The organism is Ahrensia sp. R2A130, from assembly GCF_000179775.1.
Taxonomy (GTDB): Bacteria; Pseudomonadota; Alphaproteobacteria; order Rhizobiales; family Rhizobiaceae; genus Pseudahrensia.
The window spans coordinates 619,184-640,169 of sequence record NZ_AEEB01000017.1; the positions used below are offsets into that span (position 1 = coordinate 619,184).

The 20,986-nt window shown below is 57.0% G+C and carries 19 protein-coding genes; 9 read left to right on the top strand and 10 right to left on the bottom strand.

The window, feature by feature from the left end; translation table 11 throughout:
• Window positions 1-103 precede the first annotated feature (103 nt).
• The 6 genes from R2A130_RS12170 to R2A130_RS12195 all read left to right on the top strand — a co-directional run bounded on the left by R2A130_RS12170 (window position 104) and on the right by R2A130_RS12195 (window position 5,418).
• Window positions 104-796 carry a PspA/IM30 family protein gene (locus R2A130_RS12170; RefSeq protein WP_009758365.1) on the top strand — a complete coding sequence of 231 codons (693 nt, stop codon included), beginning with the start codon at window positions 104-106 and terminating at the stop codon, window positions 794-796.
• Window positions 797-846: 50 nt separating this feature from the next.
• Window positions 847-1,143, top strand: a complete 297-nt coding sequence (locus R2A130_RS12175; RefSeq protein ID WP_009758366.1) for a YiaA/YiaB family inner membrane protein — start codon at window positions 847-849, stop codon at window positions 1,141-1,143.
• A gap of 163 nt (window positions 1,144-1,306) precedes the next feature.
• Entirely contained in the window at window positions 1,307-2,338 is a 1,032-nt protein-coding gene (locus tag R2A130_RS12180) for an L-idonate 5-dehydrogenase (protein WP_009758367.1), read from the top strand.
• 11 nt (window positions 2,339-2,349) lie between these two features.
• On the top strand, window positions 2,350-3,882 hold the full coding sequence (locus R2A130_RS12185) for an acyl-CoA carboxylase subunit beta (RefSeq protein ID WP_009758368.1): 1,533 nt from the start codon (window positions 2,350-2,352) through the stop codon (window positions 3,880-3,882).
• A 15-nt stretch (window positions 3,883-3,897) separates the two neighbouring features.
• Complete coding sequence (locus R2A130_RS12190) at window positions 3,898-4,533, top strand: class I SAM-dependent methyltransferase (protein WP_009758369.1); 636 nt, start codon at window positions 3,898-3,900, stop codon at window positions 4,531-4,533.
• A 69-nt stretch (window positions 4,534-4,602) separates the two neighbouring features.
• A complete protein-coding gene (locus R2A130_RS12195; RefSeq protein WP_009758370.1) occupies window positions 4,603-5,418 on the top strand; it encodes a DUF1194 domain-containing protein in 816 nt (271 codons plus the stop codon).
• A 12-nt stretch (window positions 5,419-5,430) separates the two neighbouring features.
• Here R2A130_RS12195 and R2A130_RS12200 read toward each other — a convergent pair whose 3' ends face one another.
• The gene (locus tag R2A130_RS12200; protein ID WP_009758371.1) at window positions 5,431-5,748 is read right to left on the bottom strand and encodes a hypothetical protein; all 318 of its coding nucleotides are present in this window, start codon (window positions 5,746-5,748) and stop codon (window positions 5,431-5,433) included.
• A gap of 36 nt (window positions 5,749-5,784) precedes the next feature.
• On the opposite strand from R2A130_RS12200, the gene R2A130_RS12205 reads away from it, so the two are divergent.
• Window positions 5,785-7,041: a cytochrome P450 gene (locus R2A130_RS12205; protein WP_247869267.1), complete on the top strand. Its 1,257-nt coding sequence runs from the start codon at window positions 5,785-5,787 to the stop codon at window positions 7,039-7,041.
• Here the strand turns inward: R2A130_RS12205 and R2A130_RS12210 are convergent.
• Window positions 7,027-8,043, bottom strand: a complete 1,017-nt coding sequence (locus R2A130_RS12210; RefSeq protein WP_009758373.1) for a sterol desaturase family protein — start codon at window positions 8,041-8,043, stop codon at window positions 7,027-7,029. The genes R2A130_RS12205 and R2A130_RS12210 overlap by 15 nt on opposite strands.
• Before the next feature lie 165 nt (window positions 8,044-8,208).
• On the opposite strand from R2A130_RS12210, the gene yghU reads away from it, so the two are divergent.
• Complete coding sequence (yghU, locus tag R2A130_RS12215; RefSeq protein WP_009758374.1) at window positions 8,209-9,117, top strand: glutathione-dependent disulfide-bond oxidoreductase; 909 nt, start codon at window positions 8,209-8,211, stop codon at window positions 9,115-9,117.
• 4 nt (window positions 9,118-9,121) lie between these two features.
• Window positions 9,122-9,481 carry a hypothetical protein gene (locus tag R2A130_RS12220; protein WP_009758375.1) on the top strand — a complete coding sequence of 120 codons (360 nt, stop codon included), beginning with the start codon at window positions 9,122-9,124 and terminating at the stop codon, window positions 9,479-9,481.
• A 361-nt stretch (window positions 9,482-9,842) separates the two neighbouring features.
• Here the strand turns inward: R2A130_RS12220 and R2A130_RS17670 are convergent, their stop codons facing one another.
• Genes R2A130_RS17670 through R2A130_RS12260 form a run of 8 tightly spaced genes read right to left on the bottom strand, consistent with a single transcriptional unit; the run spans window position 9,843 to window position 20,985 of the window.
• Window positions 9,843-12,665: a calcium-binding protein gene (locus R2A130_RS17670; RefSeq protein ID WP_009758377.1), complete on the bottom strand. Its 2,823-nt coding sequence runs from the start codon at window positions 12,663-12,665 to the stop codon at window positions 9,843-9,845.
• The gene (locus tag R2A130_RS12230) at window positions 12,635-14,716 is read right to left on the bottom strand and encodes a nucleoside-diphosphate sugar epimerase/dehydratase (RefSeq protein ID WP_009758378.1); all 2,082 of its coding nucleotides are present in this window, start codon (window positions 14,714-14,716) and stop codon (window positions 12,635-12,637) included. Before R2A130_RS12230 ends, R2A130_RS17670 begins: the two co-directional genes overlap by 31 nt.
• Before the next feature lie 5 nt (window positions 14,717-14,721).
• Entirely contained in the window at window positions 14,722-15,924 is a 1,203-nt protein-coding gene (locus tag R2A130_RS12235) for a DegT/DnrJ/EryC1/StrS aminotransferase family protein (protein WP_009758379.1), read from the bottom strand.
• Entirely contained in the window at window positions 15,917-16,528 is a 612-nt protein-coding gene (locus tag R2A130_RS12240) for a sugar transferase (protein ID WP_009758380.1), read from the bottom strand. Before R2A130_RS12240 ends, R2A130_RS12235 begins: the two co-directional genes overlap by 8 nt.
• Window positions 16,525-17,643, bottom strand: a complete 1,119-nt coding sequence (locus R2A130_RS12245) for a glycosyltransferase family 4 protein (protein ID WP_009758381.1) — start codon at window positions 17,641-17,643, stop codon at window positions 16,525-16,527. The genes R2A130_RS12240 and R2A130_RS12245 overlap by 4 nt, the downstream gene beginning before the upstream one ends.
• Complete coding sequence (locus R2A130_RS12250) at window positions 17,640-18,869, bottom strand: lipopolysaccharide biosynthesis protein (protein WP_009758382.1); 1,230 nt, start codon at window positions 18,867-18,869, stop codon at window positions 17,640-17,642. Before R2A130_RS12250 ends, R2A130_RS12245 begins: the two co-directional genes overlap by 4 nt.
• Window positions 18,869-19,885, bottom strand: coding sequence for an EpsG family protein (locus R2A130_RS12255; RefSeq protein ID WP_009758383.1), 1,017 nt, complete (start codon window positions 19,883-19,885; stop codon window positions 18,869-18,871). The genes R2A130_RS12250 and R2A130_RS12255 overlap by 1 nt, the downstream gene beginning before the upstream one ends.
• Complete coding sequence (locus tag R2A130_RS12260; protein ID WP_009758384.1) at window positions 19,882-20,985, bottom strand: glycosyltransferase; 1,104 nt, start codon at window positions 20,983-20,985, stop codon at window positions 19,882-19,884. Before R2A130_RS12260 ends, R2A130_RS12255 begins: the two co-directional genes overlap by 4 nt.
• Between the last annotated feature and the right edge of the window lies 1 nt (window position 20,986).

Here is a 20,986-nt window from a genome sequence, read left to right on the forward strand (position 1 = left end):
TCATTTGGCGAGAAAAATGAACTTTGTTCAATTTAGGGATTGAACAACGTTCAATTATGAGTAAGTTGGTCTCATGAACAACGTTCAATAACGGAGACCAAAAATGTTTAAGACCCTCACCACACTCCTTCGCGGTCGCACTGCTGACGCTGTCGAAGACTTCGCAGATGCCAACGCTTTGCCGCTTCTGCGCCAGCAAATTCGCGAATCCGGTCAGGCCGTTGCCTTGTCCCGCCGCGCAGTTGCCGCTGCCATGGCGGCGCACAAACAGGAAAACGAGCGCTTTGACCGCATCGTTGCCCAGATCACCGACTTGGAGACTCGCGCCGTTGCCGCGATGGAGCAGGGCGATAGTGATCTGGCCCGCGACGCTGCTGAAGCCATTGCTCATCTGGAAAACGAACAGGCGTCTTCTGAACAAGCCAAGGGCCGCTACACCGCCGAGATCACCCGCTTGAAGCGTGATGTCCGCGATGCTCAGAACCGGTTGCGTGATCTAGAGCGCGGCCACCGTTTGGCCCACGCCACGAACCACACACAGCGTTTGGCTGCGACGCCCGCATCCAGTGCGACCACCCTGAAAGATGCCGAGCAAACGCTGGACCGCTTGCAGAAACGCCAGCGCAACATGGACCTCACCCGCGAGGCCGAAGCCGAAATCTGCCAGTCCGACGAACCTGCCGACATCGTTCGCCGTCTTGCTGAAAAGGGCCACGGAGACGCTCTTTCCTCCTCGACCGACGCTGTGCTGGCCCGCCTGAAAGCCAGCAAACAGAAGCCTGCAAAATCGAAATAGACCCAACTTCCCAAACCTGAAAACCAACCAAATCCTAAAAGGAACACACCATGTCTAACCCAACCAACGTCGCCCCAACCGCTCCTGCCATGAACGCCTTTTCCATGTTCACCTTCATCTCGTTTGGCGTGTCCGCGCTGATGATGGCCGGTGGCATCTATTTCATGGAGGCCAGCTTTGCGGCCAAGGGCTTCTACGCAATGTCCGCGATCATGCTGGTCCACACCACGATTTCGCTGTCGAAAACACTCCGTGATCAGGAAGAGCAGCGCAAATTGCACAACCGCATCGACGAGGCCCGCGCTGAACGCCTGCTGATGGAAACCCGCGACGGTGATCTTCTGTAAGCATCACACGCATAAATTTTGGAAAGGCCGGTGCGGAAACGCATCGGCCTTTTTGTTTGAATCGTGGACGCAGCAGATTCCACCAACCGTTTGAAGCGATTCACACTTTCGCTCATCCACACGCCTGCTATCAAAAGGGCAGAAACGGTTGGGAGAATACATCATGCACGCACTCGTCATTCACGACGCCAAGGATTTACGAATCGAGCAACGTGACGTCGCGGAACCTGCCGCAGGTGAAGTTCGCATCCGTTTGGCGACGGGCGGAATCTGCGGATCGGACCTACATTACTTCAACCACGGTGGCTTCGGCACTGTGCGCCTGAAGGAACCGATGATCCTTGGCCACGAGGTTGCAGGCCATGTTGCAGCGTTGGGCGAGGGCGTCTCCGATCTTGCTGTCGGCGATCTTGTCGCCGTCTCTCCGTCGCGGCCATGCGGCGCGTGCCGTTATTGCGCGGAGGGTTTGCCGAACCACTGCGAGAACATGCGCTTCTATGGCTCCGCCATGCCATTCCCCCATATACAAGGCGCATTCCGACAAGAGCTGATCGCAAACGCAGCACAATGCGCTCCTGCGGGTGATCTGACAGCAGGTGAAGCTGCCATGGCCGAACCGCTTTCCGTCGTTCTCCACGCCTGCAAAAGGGCAGGCGATCTGTTCGGAAAGCGCGTTCTGGTCACCGGTTGCGGTCCCATCGGTACGCTCGCCATCGTTGCTGCGCGCGCAGCAGGCGCGGCGGAAATAGTGGCCACAGACCTCTCGCCCAACGCGCTGGACTACGCAAAAAAGGTGGGCGCAGATCGTGTGATCGACAGCAAGGCCGAACCGGATGCTCTGTCCGAATATGCTGCGGGCAAAGGCACATTCGACGTGCTGTTCGAATGCTCTGGCGCAGCGCCAGCGCTAGCTTCCGGCATCGCTGCGATGCGTCCGCGCGGCGTCGTCATGCAGCTTGGTCTTGGCGGTGACATGCAAGTGCCGGTTCAGGCTCTCACCGCAAAAGAACTCGATCTCCGCGGCTCGTTCCGCTTCCACGAAGAATTCTTCACCGCCGTCCAGCAAATGCGCTCCGGCCGTATCGACGTGAAGCCGCTGATTTCTCACACCATGCCCATGGCCGATGCGTTGGAGGCGTTTGCATTGGCAAACGACCGCAGCCGCGCCATGAAGGTGCAGATGGACTTCTCGTAAGGAACGCCCCGATGACCGTGATTACCGAACAGCTGGAAGCCCGCCGCGAAGAAGCCCGCCTCGGTGGCGGCCAAAAGCGCATCGATTCACAACATTCCAAAGGCAAACTCACCGCCCGCGAGCGCCTCGACGTGCTGCTGGATGAAGGCTCTTTTGAAGAATACGACATGTTCGTCGCCCACCGCGCGGTGGATTTCGGCATGGACAAGATCAAATATCCCGGCGACGGCGTCGTAACCGGTTGGGGCACCATCAACGGTCGTCTTGTCTATGTTTACGCGCAGGATTTCACGGTGCTGGGCGGTTCACTGTCGGAAACCCACGCCGCCAAAATTTGTAAAATCATGGACATGGCCATGAAGAACGGCGCGCCCGTCATCGGCCTGAACGATTCAGGCGGCGCGCGTATTCAGGAGGGCGTGGCGTCACTCGGCGGCTATGCCGACGTGTTTCAGAAGAACGTACTGGCCTCCGGCGTCGTGCCGCAAATTTCCGTCATCATGGGTCCGTGCGCGGGCGGTGCGGTCTATTCGCCGGCCATGACAGACTTCATCTTCATGGTGCGGGACACGTCCTACATGTTCGTCACCGGTCCCGACGTTGTGAAAACCGTCACCAACGAGATCGTCACCGCGGAAGAACTTGGCGGCGCTAAGACCCACACGACAAAATCCTCAGTCGCTGATGGTGCGTACGACAATGACATCGAGACCCTGCGCCAGATGCGCCGCCTCTACGATTTCCTGCCGCTGAACAATCGCGAAAAAGCGCCTGTGCGCCCGTTTTTCGATTCCCCCGATCGCGAAGAGGCGTCACTTGACACGCTCATCCCCGCCAACCCGAACCAGCCTTACGACATCAAGGAATTGATCGTGAAATTGGCGGACGAGGGCGACTTCTTCGAAATCCAGAAGGATTTTGCTGCCAACATCGTCACCGGTTTTGTCCGCATGGAAGGCCAGACGGTCGGTGTCGTTGCCAACCAGCCGTTGGTATTGGCGGGCGTGCTGGACATTGCATCATCGCGCAAAGCAGCCCGTTTCGTGCGCTTCTGCGATGCGTTTTCCATTCCCATTCTTACGCTGGTGGACGTTCCCGGCTTCCTGCCCGGCACGTCGCAAGAACTTGGCGGTGTCATAAAACATGGCGCGAAACTGCTCTTTGCCTATGGCGAAGCGACGGTGCCGAAAGTCACACTCATCACCCGCAAGGCCTATGGCGGCGCGTATGACGTGATGGCTTCCAAACACCTGCGCGGCGACGTCAACTACGCCTGGCCCACCGCAGAGATCGCTGTCATGGGCGCAAAAGGCGCGGTGGAAATCATCTACCGGCAGGATCTAGCAGACGCCGAAAAGATTGCCGACCACACTAAAAACTATGAAGCCCGCTTCGCCAACCCCTTCGTTGCCGCAGAAAAAGGCTTCGTCGACGACGTCATCCAGCCCGCCGAAACGCGAAAACGCCTATGCCGCGCCTTTGCGGTGCTGAAGGGCAAGCAGTTGGAGAACCCGTGGAAAAAGCACGATAATTTGCCGTTGTAGATCACGGAGAGCCGCATGAAAGACTCCCGTGAACACGGCATAGACCGGTACCACACACTCGATCCAGCCGCAGACCCGAAGACTCAATTGAAGCAGGTTTATGCGGAATGGGCGGCCGACTACGACCATGATAATGACCACAAACTGGAGACGGTTTCTCAACCGAATACCGTTGCCATGCTTCTGCGCCATATGGACGATCGTAAGGCCGAGATTCTCGACTACGGCTGTGGCACGGGTATCGTTGGGCTTCACCTAGCGCATGTCGGTTTCACCACATTCGACGGCGCGGATATTTCGACTGAAATGTTGGAAATCGCCCGACCGCGAGGCTATCGCAATCTTCAAACACTGGGTGATGGTTACAGGTCGTTACCTGAGGCTGCATATGGTGCGGTTCTTTGCGTCGGTGTTTTTACCCATGGACATCTCGGCAAGGAAGGTTTGTCTGAATTGCTGCGTCTGACCAAACCCGGAGGCACGATTTGTTTCACGGTGAACGAAGGTGTTTGGGAGCCGGAGGGTTTCGAAGTCGCGATTGAATCCCTTGAAGCAACAGGGCTCTGGCAAGTTCTGGAGTGCAGGCGAGACGACTACATGCGTAAGGAAGGTGTGCAGGGCTGGTACGTTGCAGCGCGTAAGACCCTCTGAACGTCTGAACCGATCACTGCGCTGAAAACGTGAATTGCGGCATCGCTTTCATTGCGGCAGTCTTTTGGCATGACGAAACATTTAGCCCGATTTGCACTCGTATCGCTCTTGCTCTTTTCCAGCGCGGGAAATGCCCCCGCAGCAGACGTTGAAGTTGATGTCGAGCTCGTTCTCGCCGTCGATGTCTCCCGCTCCATGTCGCCTCGCGAGTTGGAAATTCAGCGGCGCGGCTATGCGTCTGCGCTCACCAGTCCGGAAGTCACAAAGGCTATTTCATCTGGGTTGATCGGCAAAATTGCGCTCACATATTACGAATGGGCAGGTCACACTTCGCAGCGCACTATCATTCCATGGACTTTGGTGGAAACGGCGGCGGATGCGGAAGCAATTGCGCTGAAACTGACGGCGCAATTCAACCCAAGTCTGCGCCGCACATCGATTTCAGGCGCCATCGACCATGGTGCTTCTCTGTTTTCTGACAACGGTTATCGCGGCATGCGGCGGGTTATCGATGTGTCGGGTGATGGTCCCAACAACAATGGCCGCGCGGTGGTGAAGGCGCGAGATGCTGCTGTGGCGCAGGGCACCATCATCAACGGGCTGCCGTTGATGACCCGCGAAGGGATGGGATCGCGCTTCCATATCACCGATCTGGATGAATACTACCGCGCCTGCGTCGTGGGCGGGCCCGGCTCATTCGTTATTCCCGTGCGCCGATGGGAAGAGTTTCCCCAAGCCGTGCGGCAAAAATTAGTGCTGGAACTGGCATCGAACCCCGTGCTGCCCAAACGAACCGCTTTCAGGTCGCGTAAAGCCAACGGTACAATCGACTGCATGATCGGTGAGCGCATCTGGAACCGCTATTTCCGCGATTGGGCGCAGTGAAACCTCAGAACATTATTCGTCGGTGGGATAGTCGGTAAGGTCAGGCTGATGGGTCGCGCGAAACCATATGCCGGTGGCACACACCGCCATGGCGAATAATTGCGCGAAACCGGCAGCCAGAAGTGCTGCGAAGGCGAAACCCCGGTCTGATGCGGCGACGAGTGAACCCAGATTGGCGATGTTGAAATAGATCATGGCGAGCGCGATGAAAGCACCAATGGTCGCGCCAGCCAGCGAATCCCAAGCCATGGCGTGAAGCCACGACCGGTGTTGGGCGGCAATACGCTTCCGGTTGCGGCGAATGTGGAGCGGCTCCGTCAAATACTTCATCCTTCACTTCCCTCGCGGTCACGCCATGGGTATCTCTTGAGTGATGAAGTGCAATCCGCAACGGTGACGCAGCTGAACGAGTTTGATCCTCTGTCGCCAGCCTTCGCGCGCGATCCTTACAAGATTTATCAGCAGCTGCGCGCGCTGGATCGTCCGCACTATTTCGCGCCCCATGATGCCAATCTGCTTGCCCGCTATGATGATGTTGTGGCTGTGGCGACGAACCCCGCGATGGTGCGGTCGTTGAAGGGGTACGAGAGCGCTACTGAAGCAGCTGAACGGCAACGGCGCGCCAACTGGCACGATATGCCGTATCACGAGAGGGTGGTGCAGTTTTCGCTGTTGGACAGTGATGGTGACGTGCACCGCCGGCTGCGGAAGCTGGTTTTTGGTGATCTCACAAGCCGGTCGATTGCTGGTCTTGAGGCTGAGGTGCGTACCTATGTGGTGAGACTTTTAGACGGCATAAAAGATCGTGATGAGTTCGATTTCATCGCAGATTTTGCAGCCCACATTCCCGGTCATATCATTGGCCGCTTGCTCGGTTGCCCTGCGGAAGATGCGCCGCAATTGCGGCTGTGGTCGGAGCAGGTGGTGCAGTTTTTCGATGTGGACCGTACCGCCCAAAAGAAAGCTTTGGCGGAGACAGCTACACGCGATTTCTATCATTATCTCGAACACCTGAAGGCTGAACGCACACGCCACCCTAAAGACGATCTCATTTCCAAAATGCTGTTGGACGAGCGGGCAGGGCGCTACACGCCGGACGAGTTCATCTCCACCTGCATGCTGCTGCTGATGGCAGGGCATGGTTCGACCATAGACGTGTTGGGTTCCGGCATGCACACGCTGCTGAAACACCCTGATGCGATGGCGCAATTGCGTGCTGACCAATCACTGCTTCCCAACGCGATCCAGGAAATATTCCGCTACGAACCACCGCTGCCGTTCTTTCACCGCCATGCGCTGGAGGACGTAACGATCAGAGGCCACTACTATCCGGCAGGCACAACCTTCGGTCTGCTCTACAGCGCAGCCAATCGTGACGAGGCCCAGTTCGAGCGGCCTGATGAATTCGATATTCACCGCACACCCAACCGCCATTTGGCCTTCGGTATGGGCGCGCATCTGTGCCTTGGAAATCACTTGGCACGATTGAATATGCGAGTGATTTTCGAGGAGCTTTTTGTGCGAACAAGCACCATCGAAGGCGTTGGCGGCGAAACAACCTACAAGCCCGGCCTGTCTGTGCGCGGGCCGCTGGCGCTGCCTGTCAGGTTAGCTTTTCGCTGACTGCATTAGCCGGCGTCGGCGCTCTTTTATGTGGGCGTGGGCTTCTTCCGTGCCATCGTGGAATGAACCAAACCACTTGTCCCACGGCACTTCCAGATTGCCGTAATTACAGTCAAAATAGCGGTGGTGCATCTGGTGGTGGAACGTCCCCAATGCCAGTTGGTTTTTGTCGCCTGCAATCCAGCCTTCAAAGCCGGTGTGAGAAGTCGCTGCGGTAAGCGCCTGATGTTGCATATGGAACAGAATGTGCAACGGATGTGCGGCCACAACGAAGTGTATCAGCACGCTGGACAGGAACAGCAGGTGCTCCACCGGATGCATGGAAAAGCCCGACCAAGGCCCGACATTGATGTTGCGATGGTGCAGAGCGTGGGCGAGCTTGTAGAGCGGCGGCCAGTGCAGCCAGCGGTGAATCCAATAGAAATGGAACGAAATCCAGATCGGTGTCAGGAAGAAAAGCACCACGAACCACACCGGATTTTCCGACCACAGCAGCACCGGTGCGTAACCGTTGGCCATGGCCCAGAACATAAGTGCTTCGTACGCCGTCCAAAACGCCACGCCGCTGCCAAGCGACCAAGCCATATTGTCCAGCACCTGATTGTTGAACGTGAAGCTGCGGCCCTCCCGCGACAGTTCTCTGCCGTCGAATTTTAGTTCGTCGCGTTGCTTTTTGTAGCTGTGAAAATACAGATGAAGGCCGCCGGCCACGACGAGCAGAAGCAGGAAATTGCGGATGTAAAGTTCGGCAACCCAGCCGAACGATAGCGTGCTCATCTCTTCCAGCTCGGGTTGGAAAAAGACCCACGAGATAACCGCTAAAACGATGAGAATGGAGTTCTCGGCAAACGCGAACCACCGTTGCGCCACCCAACTTATCATACGCTTCGGTTCAGGTGGCCATTCCATGAACGGCGATACCCTAATACGGCCTTCCGGCCGGTGGTGCCATTGGCGTTCAAAGCTGGATGGCGGCGCAGCTTTTTCGGGGTTGGCGCTCATTGTGGAGTTCCCGTGCGGACTGCGTATTTGTGAGTGACAGGATTGTTCAATCGCAGCTGCTTCGCAAGTCACCCATTGAAGCATCACATCGCCAATTGGTGAGTGGCGGTGCCCCGCAGTTTGCGCGATAAGGGCATCAACGTATCAAACTGAAAGACCGCTCCCATGGCTGATGACAAACCCAACCCCGCCGACAATCTGCCCGCAGGCTACGAGCCCGCATCCGTTTGGGAATGGAAGCAGGGCAACGGCGGCAAGTTCGCCAATATCAACCGTCCGATCTCAGGCGCTACAAGCGAGAAAGCCCTGCCGGTCGGTGACAATCCCATGCAGCTTTATTCGCTGGCAACGCCCAATGGTGTGAAGGTGACGTTGCTGCTGGAGGAATTGCTGGCGGCTGGTCATACCGGCGCAGAATACGACGCTTGGTTGGTGAATATCGGCGAAGGCGACCAGTTCGGTTCCGGCTTCGTTGGTGCAAACCCCAACTCGAAAATTCCGGCACTCATGGACCACTCCGCAGGTGTCGAGCCGCTTCGTGTGTTCGAAAGCGGTGCGATCCTGCTTTATCTGGCAGAAAAATTTGATGCGTTTCTGCCGAAGGAACACCGCGCCCGCACCGAATGCCTAAATTGGTTGTTCTGGCAGATGGGCTCTGCACCTTATCTCGGGGGCGGTTTCGGCCATTTCTATGCCTATGCGCCGATGAAGATCGAATATGCCATCGACCGCTTTTCCATGGAGACCAAGCGTCAACTCGACGTTATGGACAAGCATTTGGCACACCATGAATTTATGGCTGGCAATGAATATACTATCGCCGATATGGCGATCCTGCCTTGGTATGGCGGGTTGGTTGATGGCGTTCTTTACGGTGATGCGGCGAACTACCTGCAAACCGCCGACTACACCCACGTGAACCGCTGGAAAGATCAGCTGATGGCGCGCGATGCCTTCAAACGTGGTCGTATGGTCAACCGTGCATTTGGCGAAAAATCCAGCCAGCTGCGCGAACGTCATTCCGCTGCGGACTTTGAAACGCAGACGCAAGACAAGCTCGATCCGGACACTTGATCTAATGTTGAAGCATCGAGGATTTCCATCACGCCTGCCGGGGACAGATTACCAGTTCACAATCCGGCGCGATAACCCCAAGGGCGCAACGCCTATCAAGGCGCGGGAGCGTTATGCCGACAGGTTGCCGAATGACCGTAAGGCAGACATCAATTTCCTGTCCTGCCTTCTGGAACAATTTGGTCTGGAACCCTTCGTGCGCGGTAATCTCGATGCGGGCCGCATTTCATGGCTTTTTGGGCGTGAAATAGTGCCGGCAGATGATAACTTTGCTCCAGATGACTACGAGGCGATGCTGCGTATCAACGAAGATGTCGCGCGAAAGTCGTATCCCAAGGCGTTCGACGAGACCAACTGGCAGTAGTCAGTCTGCAAAGCGCAAATAAAAAGGGCTGCACGTTTTGGGGAAAACGTGCAGCCCTTGTGGGTTCTAGAAGAACCTATGGCAGCGGGTCTGGGGGAAAGACCGGCTACTATGATGTGTCTTGGGCGGGGGGAAGTTGCCCTTGTCACAGATATGAAACTGCCCGCTGCGATATCGGTTCCCGCTATTTTGAAAATTTTTCATTTTTTTCGATCGATGAAATAGTGGCTCACACAATCTGTTTTGGTAGAGCACCAGCCGCAAAAATAACGAAGTCGCAAAAATGAACTTGCCACCCTGAACGCGAAGCGGCCCGCGCTGCAGTGCAGGCGGGCCGCTTCATTCCATTTGTGCTTCAGGTTTAGCCAAGCGGGTAAATATCGCCGAATGGATCGACCACATCCTGTGGACCGTCGATGCCTTCCACAGTCACCGTAACCGTGGCTGTGTCGGTCGCGCCATGCTGGTCCTCAACTATGTAGAGGAACGTGTCGGTTGCAGTTTCGCCATATTGCAGATCATCGAAGTTGCCACCGGCGCTGTAGCCGAAGGTTCCGTCGCCATTGTCCACGACATCGCCCAGCGTGCCGCTCGTATCGAGATAGTAGCTGATGACATCGGTTGCATCGGGGTCGAAGCCAATTGCCGTGATCGTCGTCATGTCAGCACCCGCTTCGCCGCCCGGCGTCACTTCCACGGAAGCGCTGCCGATTGTCAGCGAGATCGGCGGGTCTTCTTCGATGTAGTCGACGTCGGTCAATGTGAAGGTCAAATTTGCAGGGCCGTCCGGTGTAGGGATATCCGACAGCTCGATGCTGATGTTGGCATCAATTGTCGTGTCTTTGAGATAGAGTGCGTCTGCATAAACCAGCGTTTCCCCATCGTAACCCGACACCGAAATGCCCGCGGCATCTACCGGCGTCAGTTCACCGTTGAACACGGTTGTCGCCTGTACAAACCAGTTGGACGTATTCGGGTTAACGTGAATGACGACACCGTTGTCCGGCGCGACATCTTCGGCAGTTAGCGCGCCGGTGGTGCGAATGACTGTCGTCATCTCGCCGGTATCGTGATCGATAACGTAGAAATAACCGGCATTAGCCACGTATTGCGGACCGCTTTCTGCAGCGAAACCTGTAACATAGGTTGTGGCTTCTGCAACGGTCACTTCGATGTCTTCAGCAACCGGCGCATCGTTGCCACCTTCGATGGTGATGGTCACCGTCTGTGTATCGGTCGCGCCGAACTCGTCCGTTGTTGTGTATATGAACGTGTCTTCAGCGGTTTCACCCACTGCAAGAGCCGCAAATGCGTTGCCTTGGCTGTAGGCGAAGGTGCCATCGTCCAGCACTTCGACAGAGCCTGTTGTTTCGCCGGTATCGACCGTGAATGTTAGCACTGCGCCATTGTCCACATCGCTTGCAACCGGCGTGATGATGACAGCGTCCGGAGCATCAGAAGGCAGAACAGAGGCTGTGCCACCGCCGACCTGCACCATGATCGGGCCATCAGGACCGTCCCAAGCGATGTCGGACAATGTGATCGACAGATCAGCTGCACCCGTATCGGTGGTAATATTCGCGCCACTGACGGTGAGTGCTAGGCCGCTGGCTGCCGAAGACAGGTAGAGACCGTCCTGATAGGCCGCCACTTCGCCATCATAATTGTCAGGCCAGAGACCTGCTGGATCGATTGCCGTTTCGACGCCATCGTTGAAAACCGAAGCAAATATCGAATAGTTCGAGCTGTTGGCATTGATATAGACGACGAGGCCCGAGTCGGGAGCAACGTCAGCGATTTCCAATGCGTTCAGGCCGCGTACGACACTGGACAATTCGCCCGTGTCGGCATCCAGCACGTAAAACGCACCGGCGTTACCAACCATCGTCATGCCCATGCCGGAAATAGCGGCCTCCACATCGGAGCCGCTTTCGGTAACCGTCACGGCAAGTGCTTCGGCGACCGGTGCATCGTTGACACCGACGACATCGATGGAAACTTCCGCCTGATCGCTGTCTCCGTCCGTATCCGTGATTTGGTAAGTCAGTGAAACAGTTTCAGTTTCACCTTCCGCCAAAGCTGCGTGCGCACCAGCATTGACGGTGAAGACGACATTGCCTTCTTCATCCACGCTGCCTGTTGCAATGGGCTCAGGTTCAGGTTCTGCATTGACTGCAGTCCGAAGGAGGCGGGGTTCAAGCACCAGTTCGACACTGCCGATACCGTCAAGCGCGCTGTCGTTCTCTGCGACGTCCACAACGATGCTGTTTTCGCCGCCCACCGATTCAACCGTATCGTCGGTAGCAACCACCATGTTGTTGGGAGCGGCCACTTCGTCGAGATCGATCAGTGCATTGTCGACCAAGATGCCCAAATTTTCAAATTCACTGGCCTGAAAGTTCAATGAAGCGACAGTGAATATCGTTCGCCCGGCTTCTGCTGTGCCACTGTTGCTTGTGTTTTCAATTCCGTCACGCAGAGCGATCAACTCGTTCAGCATTGTGCGGTCACCGGCGAGATCGGCTTCCCAAGCCTCGCCGTCGATTGACACGTAGAGCACGTCCGTGCCCGAGCCCCCCAGATAACTGTTGGTATTGCCGTCTGCGTCATTTTCGCTGGCCACATGAACAACAACATCGTTGCCGCTGTCGCCGTCGACTTGGTCGCTTCCAGAACCGGCGAACAGCCAGTCATTGCCCGTGCCGCCATAAAGACGGTCGTTACCTTCGCCGCCGTAGAGAGCGTCGTCGCCGCTATCGCCATACAGGTGGTCATTGCCGGTGCCGCCGATTAGCAAGTCGCTATCGTTGCCACCGTAGAGGCGGTCATTGCCCGACCCACCATCAAGACCATCGTAGCCGGAACCGCCATATAGACGGTCATCACCTTCCATACCCAAGAGGGCGTCGTTACCGGCGTCACCATACAGGCGATCCTTGCCTTGGTTGCCGTACAACGCATCATTACCACCATCGCCCTTGATCGTGTCGTTGCCTGCACCGCCGTACACAACGTCGTTGCCGTCGCGCGCCGATATGCGGTCACCTTTGGTAGAGCCGATCAGAACGTCATCACCATTGGTAATAACATTTTTGACCTTGCCCCACTGATCATCAAGCCAAGCGAATTCTTCACTTTCAGATTCGGTGCCGGTTACGAGGCTGCTCTCGGTTGGTTTAGCCATTGTTCTCTGCCCTTGTTACCGTCTTCTGCGGTATCTTTTTCAAGTCTGACGACAACGTGTTTGTCGCCTCCTGCTGGCATTAAACTAACGCGAAGGTCTTTCGCCCCGGCAAAAGAAGGGGGTGAATTTTGTGTTTCGATCTTAGAAATTGATTCACTATTAAAGCTTTGTTGCGTGGCCAGCCGGGCCTCGTCATGATCCGCAATCTGGAACCCTTCGACAAAGCGGTGCAACACCGTGCGAATGGCGTTTTCGTCGCCATGGGTAAGCGCCAGACGCAACGAAGCCATAGCGTGTTCGACCTGCTGTGGCCGCAGCCGGGACTCGCGGGCACGCATAATTTTCGGATGAGGGGTGGGCAATGTGTCCGCGTCGATCAGCAATTCTTCATATAATTTTTCGCCCGGACGAAGACCTGTCACTTCGATTGCAATGTCGCCCTCTGGAGCATCTTCGCTTTGTACGGTGTGACCTGAAAGTTGGATCATTCGTTCGGCCAGATCGCGGATGCGAACGGGTTGACCCATATCGAGAACGAACACTTCGCCGCCTGAAGCGTAGCAGCCGGCCAGCAGAACCAGACGCGCGGCTTCCGGTATGGTCATGAAATAACGGGTGATATCGTCATGAGTAAGCGTGACGGGGCCACCCTTTTCGATCTGCCGTTTGAACAACGGAATGACCGAGCCGGATGAGCCCAGCACATTGCCAAAGCGCACCATAGAAAACACCGTCTCGCGGTGGCGGGCGGCACAATCCTGTACCACCAATTCGCCTAGCCGTTTGGTCGCGCCCATAACATTTGTTGGGCGCACGGCCTTGTCGGTGGAGACCATGGTGAAGCGCTTCACTTTGGCTTCGATTGCTGCCTGCGCCAGCGTTTGTGTGCCAAACACATTGTTGCTCACGCCTTCCGGCACGTTAGCTTCCACCAGCGGTACATGCTTGTAAGCGGCCGCGTGGATGACGACATCGATCTCGTATTGCTTGAACAGTCCGTCGAGGCGATCACGATCGGAAATGGAGCCCAAAGCCGCGATCAGTTCGATGCCGGCGGCTTCTGTTTTCGCGCGCAATTCGCTTTCGATGCCGTAAAGCGCGAACTCTGAAAGCTCGAACAGAACCATGCGGCGCGGGCGCAAATCGCTGACGATGCGGCAAAGCTCGGACCCGATGGATCCACCGGCGCCCGATACGAACACGCTGGCACCTGCATAAGCGTTGCCCACTTCAGGGATAGCCAGATCAACGCCTTCGCGTCCCAACAGGTCTTCAGGGGTTACGGTGCGCAGGCTGCTCAAAACACCACCGGAACGGATCATTTCTACGTAGGAAGGAAGCTCCTGAACCTCACAATCGAGTTCCGCCAATTGCTCCATGATCATGGATTTTTTGGCGTTGGAGATCGAAGGAATCGCAAGAATGACCTTCTCGATGCGCCCGCTGGCACGGTGTTTGGCAAGATCAGTTGGGCGATAGACGGGCAAGCCCGAGATGGTCAGGCCTTGCATCGTGGCGCTGTCATCCACGAACAAAACGGGGCGGTATCGGCGCGACGAATTCAACGCTGCGATCAACTGCAAGCCACCAGCACCAGCGCCGTAAATCGCGACCGGAACACGGTTGAGTTTTTGATCGGCAGAGCGATGGAGCACGTAGATCGCTGATGCGCGGAACATGAAGATCAGGATTGCGAGGATGAAGCCGGTCAGCACGGGCACCGTGCGCGGCGCGCCAAGGCCGAGTGCGATGTTTGCAATGGTTCCAACAGCCGTGAGCATCGCCACCCAAAGCGCGGTGCGGGCCATGGCCGTCGTGTCGTAGCCGGACAGTTTCGTCATGTGCAGACGGAAGAAGCCGGTGAGTGTGATACCCGTCAGCCAGAGGATCGAAAGCAGTACCCAAGAGTCCAGAAGTCGGTCGAGAACGAAAGGGTTGTCCAAACGAAGTGCGAAGGCCGCGTAGAGCGCAATCGCGGTGAGCACCATGTCGGAGTAGAGGAGAATGAACCCCTTCAGATTGCGCGGAAGCCGCGCTGCAATCTCATTCATACCGTTTATGCCGCCGCCAGTTCACCGCCTTTCGAAAGGTCGATGTCCACTTTGTGAACCCCAGGATGGCAGACAAACATTAAGCTTGTTTCACCCAAACGCTTTGCAATGGGCAGAGGATGGGCCGGACGCAAGTCTAAGCCGTCAAATGCCTTTTCCAGATAGATTTCGGAACATGATCCCTGCATGCAGGGCAGTCCTTGTGCCACAATTTCTGCAATCACAGCATCCCGCGTTGCGCCGTCCGGGAGATGATCCGGTCGCACGAAAGCGTAGAACTTGTAGTTGGCGTGGCGGCTGCCCTGCGCTGCTTCCGCGTTGAAATCCGGCAAGTGTAAAAACCCGTCCGGCCCGCTCCACGGCGCAAGCGTTTCAGCCAGAGCATCGGCATTTGCACCCCGTTGCAACGTCCAACAGGGCATACGCTTCAACTGAATGCGCCCGATCACGGCTTGCATTTCCGTCATGCGCCAGTTGGTGCCGACGCTTTCGTGCAGCCAGCGAAAACCGGGAGCATGATCGCGTTCATAAACGGCTTCATAGCTTTTGCCGTGGTCCTTGAAAGCCCACATGCGCCGCCAGATATTCTCGTCATTACACGTCACCATGCCGCCTTCGCCGCCGGTGGTCATGATTTTGTCCTGGCAGAAGGACCACGCCGCCACGTCGCCCAAACCACCCACGGGGCGACCTTTATAAAGCGCTCCATGGGCCTGCGCACAATCTTCGATCAGCTTGATGTCGTAGTGGTCCGCCAGCGCCTTCAACCCGTCCATATCGCAGGGCCAGCCCGCCAGATGCACGCAGATAACCGCACGTGTCTGCTTGGTGATATGAGGTTCGACGGTGACGAATGTGATGTTCTGGCTCTCGGCATCCACGTCGGCAAAAACCGGCCGTGCGCCTGCGTTCAACACGCAACTGACAGACGCCATGAAGCTGCGCGGCGTGACGATCACCTCGTCGCTTTCCGCGCCACCGTTGCGTGAACCGATACCGAGCCCATGCAAAGCGAGGTCCAATGCAAGCGTGCCATTGGCCAAGGCTACGGCGTGGTTTGCGCGCGCGAAGGTGGCGAACTCTTTCTCGAATTCACGCCCTTCCTGCCCCGTCCAATAGTTGACGCGGTTCGACAGCAGCACGCGGGATACGGCATCAGCCTCTTCTGCGGTGAAATTCGGCCAAGGCGCGAAGGGGCCATCAAGCATTTGTAGTCTCCGTTTTCTGACCGGTGAATTTGCTCATAGTGGCTTCGCCAGCTGCTGAAATGCCGTCGCGCACCAAAACTTTACGCAGGGTCATCCACAAGATCCGAAGGTCGAACGAGAGCGAACGGTGTTCGACATAGTGCAGATCGAGTTCGAATTTCTCGTCCCAAGACAGCGCGTTGCGTCCATTCACCTGCGCCCAGCCGGTAATGCCCGGCTTCACATCGTGTCGCCGCATCTGGCGGGTTGAATAAAGCGGCAGGTATTCCATCAGCAGCGGGCGAGGGCCGACGAGGCTCATATCTCCGCGCAACACATTGATGAGACCGGGCAGTTCATCCAAAGATGTTTTGCGAATGAAATCGCCGGTGCGCGTCAGCCGCTCGGCATCTGCCAACGGGTTTCCATCGGCATCTACAGCATCGCGCATGGAACGAAATTTCATCATCTCGAACGCTTCGCCGTTCAGCCCCGGACGCTGCTGACGGAAAACCACAGGGCCGCCCATCGTCCAGCGGACTGCTACGGCTGTGGCTGCGATCACGGGCGAAAGGGCCACCAGTGCGGTGGCCGAAATCGCGATGTCCAAAAGACGTTTCATCATGCAAGCCCCAGATCGTGCAGCAATTTCTCGTTCACTTTCGTCACGTCGAAACGCTCCTCTGCAAACGCGCGACCCGCTGCACCCATGCGGGCGCGAAGGTCGCTATCTGCGCCAAGATCGCGCATCCGGTTTGCCAAAGTGTCAACGTCGCGCACGGGAACGAGAAAACCTGTCTCACCGTCACGCAGCGTTTCACGGCAGCCCGGCGCGTTAGTGGTGATAACGGGCCGGCCGCAGGCCATCGCTTCCAGTACCGAGCGCGGTGTGCCTTCACGGTAGGACGGCAGCACGTAAATCGAAGCTTCAGCCAACTCGCCAGCAACATCGTTGGAGGGCCCGCGATAATCCAGACCCTGCACCGCCCAGCTTTTGATCTCCGCTGCAGGAACGGCGTCCGGCCCTTCATCACGCCAACCGACAAGACGAAATTCCCAATCGGGATGGTCGCGCTTCACTTGCGCTGCAGCTTCTGCGTATTCCCGCACGCCCTTTGCAACCAGCAGTCGGGCAACCATCAGAAAAAGCGGCTTCTGCGGGAACGGAGAGGGGAGGAGTTTTGCCACATCAACGCCTGAGCCTGCGGTGAAAACCACCTTGGCAGGATTATCAAGACAGCCAGCGCGCTCGAAATCGCGCATGTCGTCCGGGTTCTGAAAGATCAGTTTTGAATGATGTCTAGCGGCAGCTGCATAGAGCTTTCTCGCCAGCGCACCAACGGCTTGTTGCTTGACCGATGCCGCATCGTCTTCGGCAAACGCATAGCCCAAACCGGTTATCATCGCGGCACTTCGAATTCCGAGCGACCGGGCCGCTAGCCCACCCCAGATATTCGGTTTGATCGTATAGGTAAGCACGAAATCGGGTTTCGTTTCCCGAATTATTTTGCGCAGACGCAACATCGTTGCGATGTCGGCGATCGGGTTGGTACCGGTCCTGTTCATAGGCGCATCAACCGGCGTTGCGCCCAGCGCTGAAAGTTGTGTTCGCGTTGTAGCATCAAGGTCCGGCGCAGCGGCCAGCACATCATGGCCCGCCGCGATCATAGCTTCTATCAAAGGGCCGCGAAAATTCAGGAGAGATTCGCCGTAGGAACCCAACAGGAAAATCCGGCTCATAATGTGCGCGCTTCTTGCTCACGGCTTCGGGTGAGAAGCCAAGGCAGTGGCAGCAGTGCCCAAAGGGCTAGGCCGGTGATGGCAAATGCTGCGAAAACATCCAACGAGGCCCCAAAGCCGACAATGGCAAAGACAGCGGCATAACGTGGAATGATGACGCAGATTTCCCAAGCCAGAACGATTTTTTGCAAACCGCGCGCTTGCATCAGGCAGATGGCGGGAACCTTGAACGCATCGGCAGCGACGCCCAGCGCCAACCAGCCCGCAATCCGTCCTCCCAACGCCCAATCCTGACCGAGGAATGCAACGAAAAGGTTCTCACCGAACGTGAATAAAATCGCGGCTACGACGAGCGCTGGCAGAGCGATTGCCGCCATGTGGCGCAAAGCCATCATTTTTCCGGAGCGCTCGTCGAGGTCACGCAAAGCGGGCAGTGCGGCTTGTCGGTAGGCTGAACCAAACAGCGTCACTGGTGCGATAAGCAGGCGGTAGGCCACCCAGAATTGGCCTGCCAATGCCGTCTCTCCATAGGCCACGAGGACAAGAGGCAATCCGTTCCAAGACAACGCTGCGAGCCATCCCTGCGGAACGCCGAAGAGCGGAAAATGCTTGTGTCGTTTGATGACGTCCCACAATTCGCTTGGTGCGAAGCGGGCAAATTCTATTCGATCGTGACGCCACCAATCCCATGCAGCTGCGGCCAGCGCGACTGTTGCACCAAAGGCTGCGCCTGCAATCAAGCCCCATCCGGCCCAAGCAAACAGGATGATTTGAGAGACCACGACAGCCACGCTTCGCAGCACCGCGTTTCGTGCCGAGACGGTAAATCGGCCCTGCCTGCTGCGCCAATAGGCCATGCAATCCAGAGCGGCGCTGAAGATGGTGAGCAGTACGGCAAGCCCTACGAATGTGAGCGGAGACAGCTCGTCCGGCGCGCGTCCCATTGCCAAGGCGATGATGCACACCACCGGCAAAGATAGCGTCAGAACCAACAGCAACGATGTCGTCAGCAATGCCTGCGCTTCGCGTTGGGATGAAACGGTTGGCAAGGCCATCTGATATCGTCCGTGAACGATCACCGCTGCAAGCGAGACAACCGCCATCACCGCGCCCAATTGGCCAAAGTCGATAGGGTCGTAGAGCCTTCCGAGCATTGGCAGAGCCGCGATTGTCGCGATTTGCGCCAATCCTCCGCCGCCCAAAATGGTTAGAAATCCGCGCCGCATCACCGCACCCAATAATAGACGAGCAGCACACCGTAAGCTGCAGTCATCACCATCGAGCCTTGACGCAATTCCTTCTTCATCAGTGGCATGGCTGCAAAGATAACGGGAATGGCCAGTGCCACGAAACGAAAGCCTGGAAGTGACAGGAACTCTGCCAGCGAGCCGAACAGCGTGATGAAAGTGGCGAAGGCGTATTCCCAGCTAACGGCATTCCGGCGTGCGGCAGAAGCGGCGAGCGCGATGCCAAGCAACAGCCAGAACATTACATAGGCTGCGGTCTTGTTGCCGTAGTCTGCTAGCTGTCGGCGGTCGCCCGCTTCATCGGCAAGCGTAGGCAGAAACGTTGCGACCACCACCACCATGACAGCCGCACCGCAGCCAATCAGCACACTGCGCATAACGGGTGAAAGACGGGGCATAACGGTTATAATTTTAGCGCCCGCAAAGACGGCCAATATCATCGTCATTGCCGTGTGAATAAAGGGCAGGGCGAGCATCGCGCCCCATCGTACCCACGCCCATTTTCCGGTGGCTGATCCACCAGCAAGCGCGAGAAAAACAGAAAATGCCAAAGCGCTACGAACTTGCGACGACATGAGGTCGATGGAAATCGGATTGGCCAGCACCAGCCCAGCCAGCAGCGCGCCGATATATTGACGCAAGAACCGGTGGGTCAGGAAAGCGGAGAAGAAGGTGACGCTCGATAGAAAAACCGCTGGTTCGACGTTCAGTTTCGCCACCAGTGTCAGCAACGCAAACCAAAGATATTCGAACTTTAACCAGCCCAGTATCGTGTCTTCCCACTGGAAGGCGCGCATGCCGTAGTCGCGCAGATCGTAAATGCGGGTGGTGTAGTTCACGAGGTCGGCGAACTCGTCGCCACGCACCCATTCCCACGGCATGAAGACGATAAAGAGGGCAAAGAACAGGCTGGAAAATTCTGGTGCAAGCGCACTCTGCCCGCGCGGCGAGGTGATGACGGTTCCAGAGGGAAGTGTGGGTGCGGAAATGCTCATGCGGCAAGAAGCCGTTCAAAAAAGCGTTCTGGTGATCGTGACTCGAGCACGACTTGCAGGTCCGGCGGCGCAGCCTGCGAAGCCGATGCTTCGAGCAGTGCGGTTGCCAAAATTGCAGGCGTCTTGTCGTGACTGATGATGACGCCCGGCAACGCATCCAAACCGCCGGCGCAGTTGGTCGTCACGACGCGGCGCACGCCACACGCCAGCATTTCTGGAATGACGTTGGGGTAGCCCTCGATATCGGAGGTCAGCAGGCCAATATCGCAATAGGCCATGATCGGGGCAGGGGAAGCAACGCGACCGGTGAAGGTGACCGCGTCTTGCAGTCCATCGTGCAACGCACGGTTCTCAAGTTCGGTTCGCATCGGACCATCACCAATCATGGTGAGATGGAAGCGCCCCGGTGCCATGCGATCCAGTTCCGCCAAGGTCGCCAATGCACGATCTGGCGATTTCACTTCTGCGAGGCGTCCGCACCAGACGATCTTGCAACGATTGTCGGTTCGCGTGGGAGCAAGCGAGGCGGAAATTGCGTCTTCAAGCGCTTCCATATCCAGCGGGTTCTCGATCACTCTTGTCAGGTGCGCCAACCGGTCTTTCGTGTGCTGGGCAAGTGAATCTGCCATACGCTGCGACTGACAAACCAACAGGTCTTGGCCGCCATAAGCGCGGTACAGCTGCGGCGCGATGCGGCCACGGCCTGTGAACTCACGTTCGAAAATCATGGTGGATTCGCGCGTGACCAGCCGCTCTGTCGTAAACCAGCCCACCCGACGCGCCAGCGATGCGGCAGCGTTGAGATGGGTATGGGAGGACATGACGAATTCCCACGGCCCATCACGCAGAACCTTTGCCAGCGCAGGCAGGCCTGCTTTCTCGGAAGCCGCACCAGTATGAATGATCGTCACCCGTTTATCGCCTGCCAAAGTGTCCAGCGCACCTGATGGAGCGCGGCACAATACGAAACAGACCACCTCGTCATAGTCACCACTGGCCAGCGCAGCGCTTGCGGAAAGCCGCAAAACATTCTCCGCGCCCCCCATCGTATCGGTGGGGAACAGAAACAGCGCACGGCGTGGGGTGGCGGGCTGCGTCATC

Coding starts and splice junctions, on each gene's coding strand:
- R2A130_RS12170 (WP_009758365.1), top strand. CDS start 104: ATGTTTAAGACCCTCACCACACTCCTTCGCGGTCGCACTGCTGACGCT.
- R2A130_RS12175 (WP_009758366.1), top strand. CDS start 847: ATGTCTAACCCAACCAACGTCGCCCCAACCGCTCCTGCCATGAACGCC.
- R2A130_RS12180 (WP_009758367.1), top strand. CDS start 1,307: ATGCACGCACTCGTCATTCACGACGCCAAGGATTTACGAATCGAGCAA.
- R2A130_RS12185 (WP_009758368.1), top strand. CDS start 2,350: ATGACCGTGATTACCGAACAGCTGGAAGCCCGCCGCGAAGAAGCCCGC.
- R2A130_RS12190 (WP_009758369.1), top strand. CDS start 3,898: ATGAAAGACTCCCGTGAACACGGCATAGACCGGTACCACACACTCGAT.
- R2A130_RS12195 (WP_009758370.1), top strand. CDS start 4,603: ATGACGAAACATTTAGCCCGATTTGCACTCGTATCGCTCTTGCTCTTT.
- R2A130_RS12200 (WP_009758371.1), bottom strand. CDS start 5,748: ATGAAGTATTTGACGGAGCCGCTCCACATTCGCCGCAACCGGAAGCGT.
- R2A130_RS12210 (WP_009758373.1), bottom strand. CDS start 8,043: ATGAGCGCCAACCCCGAAAAAGCTGCGCCGCCATCCAGCTTTGAACGC.
- yghU (WP_009758374.1), top strand. CDS start 8,209: ATGGCTGATGACAAACCCAACCCCGCCGACAATCTGCCCGCAGGCTAC.
- R2A130_RS12220 (WP_009758375.1), top strand. CDS start 9,122: ATGTTGAAGCATCGAGGATTTCCATCACGCCTGCCGGGGACAGATTAC.
- R2A130_RS17670 (WP_009758377.1), bottom strand. CDS start 12,665: ATGGCTAAACCAACCGAGAGCAGCCTCGTAACCGGCACCGAATCTGAA.
- R2A130_RS12230 (WP_009758378.1), bottom strand. CDS start 14,716: ATGAATGAGATTGCAGCGCGGCTTCCGCGCAATCTGAAGGGGTTCATT.
- R2A130_RS12235 (WP_009758379.1), bottom strand. CDS start 15,924: ATGCTTGATGGCCCCTTCGCGCCTTGGCCGAATTTCACCGCAGAAGAG.
- R2A130_RS12240 (WP_009758380.1), bottom strand. CDS start 16,528: ATGATGAAACGTCTTTTGGACATCGCGATTTCGGCCACCGCACTGGTG.
- R2A130_RS12245 (WP_009758381.1), bottom strand. CDS start 17,643: ATGAGCCGGATTTTCCTGTTGGGTTCCTACGGCGAATCTCTCCTGAAT.
- R2A130_RS12250 (WP_009758382.1), bottom strand. CDS start 18,869: ATGCGGCGCGGATTTCTAACCATTTTGGGCGGCGGAGGATTGGCGCAA.
- R2A130_RS12255 (WP_009758383.1), bottom strand. CDS start 19,885: ATGAGCATTTCCGCACCCACACTTCCCTCTGGAACCGTCATCACCTCG.
- R2A130_RS12260 (WP_009758384.1), bottom strand. CDS start 20,985: ATGACGCAGCCCGCCACCCCACGCCGTGCGCTGTTTCTGTTCCCCACC.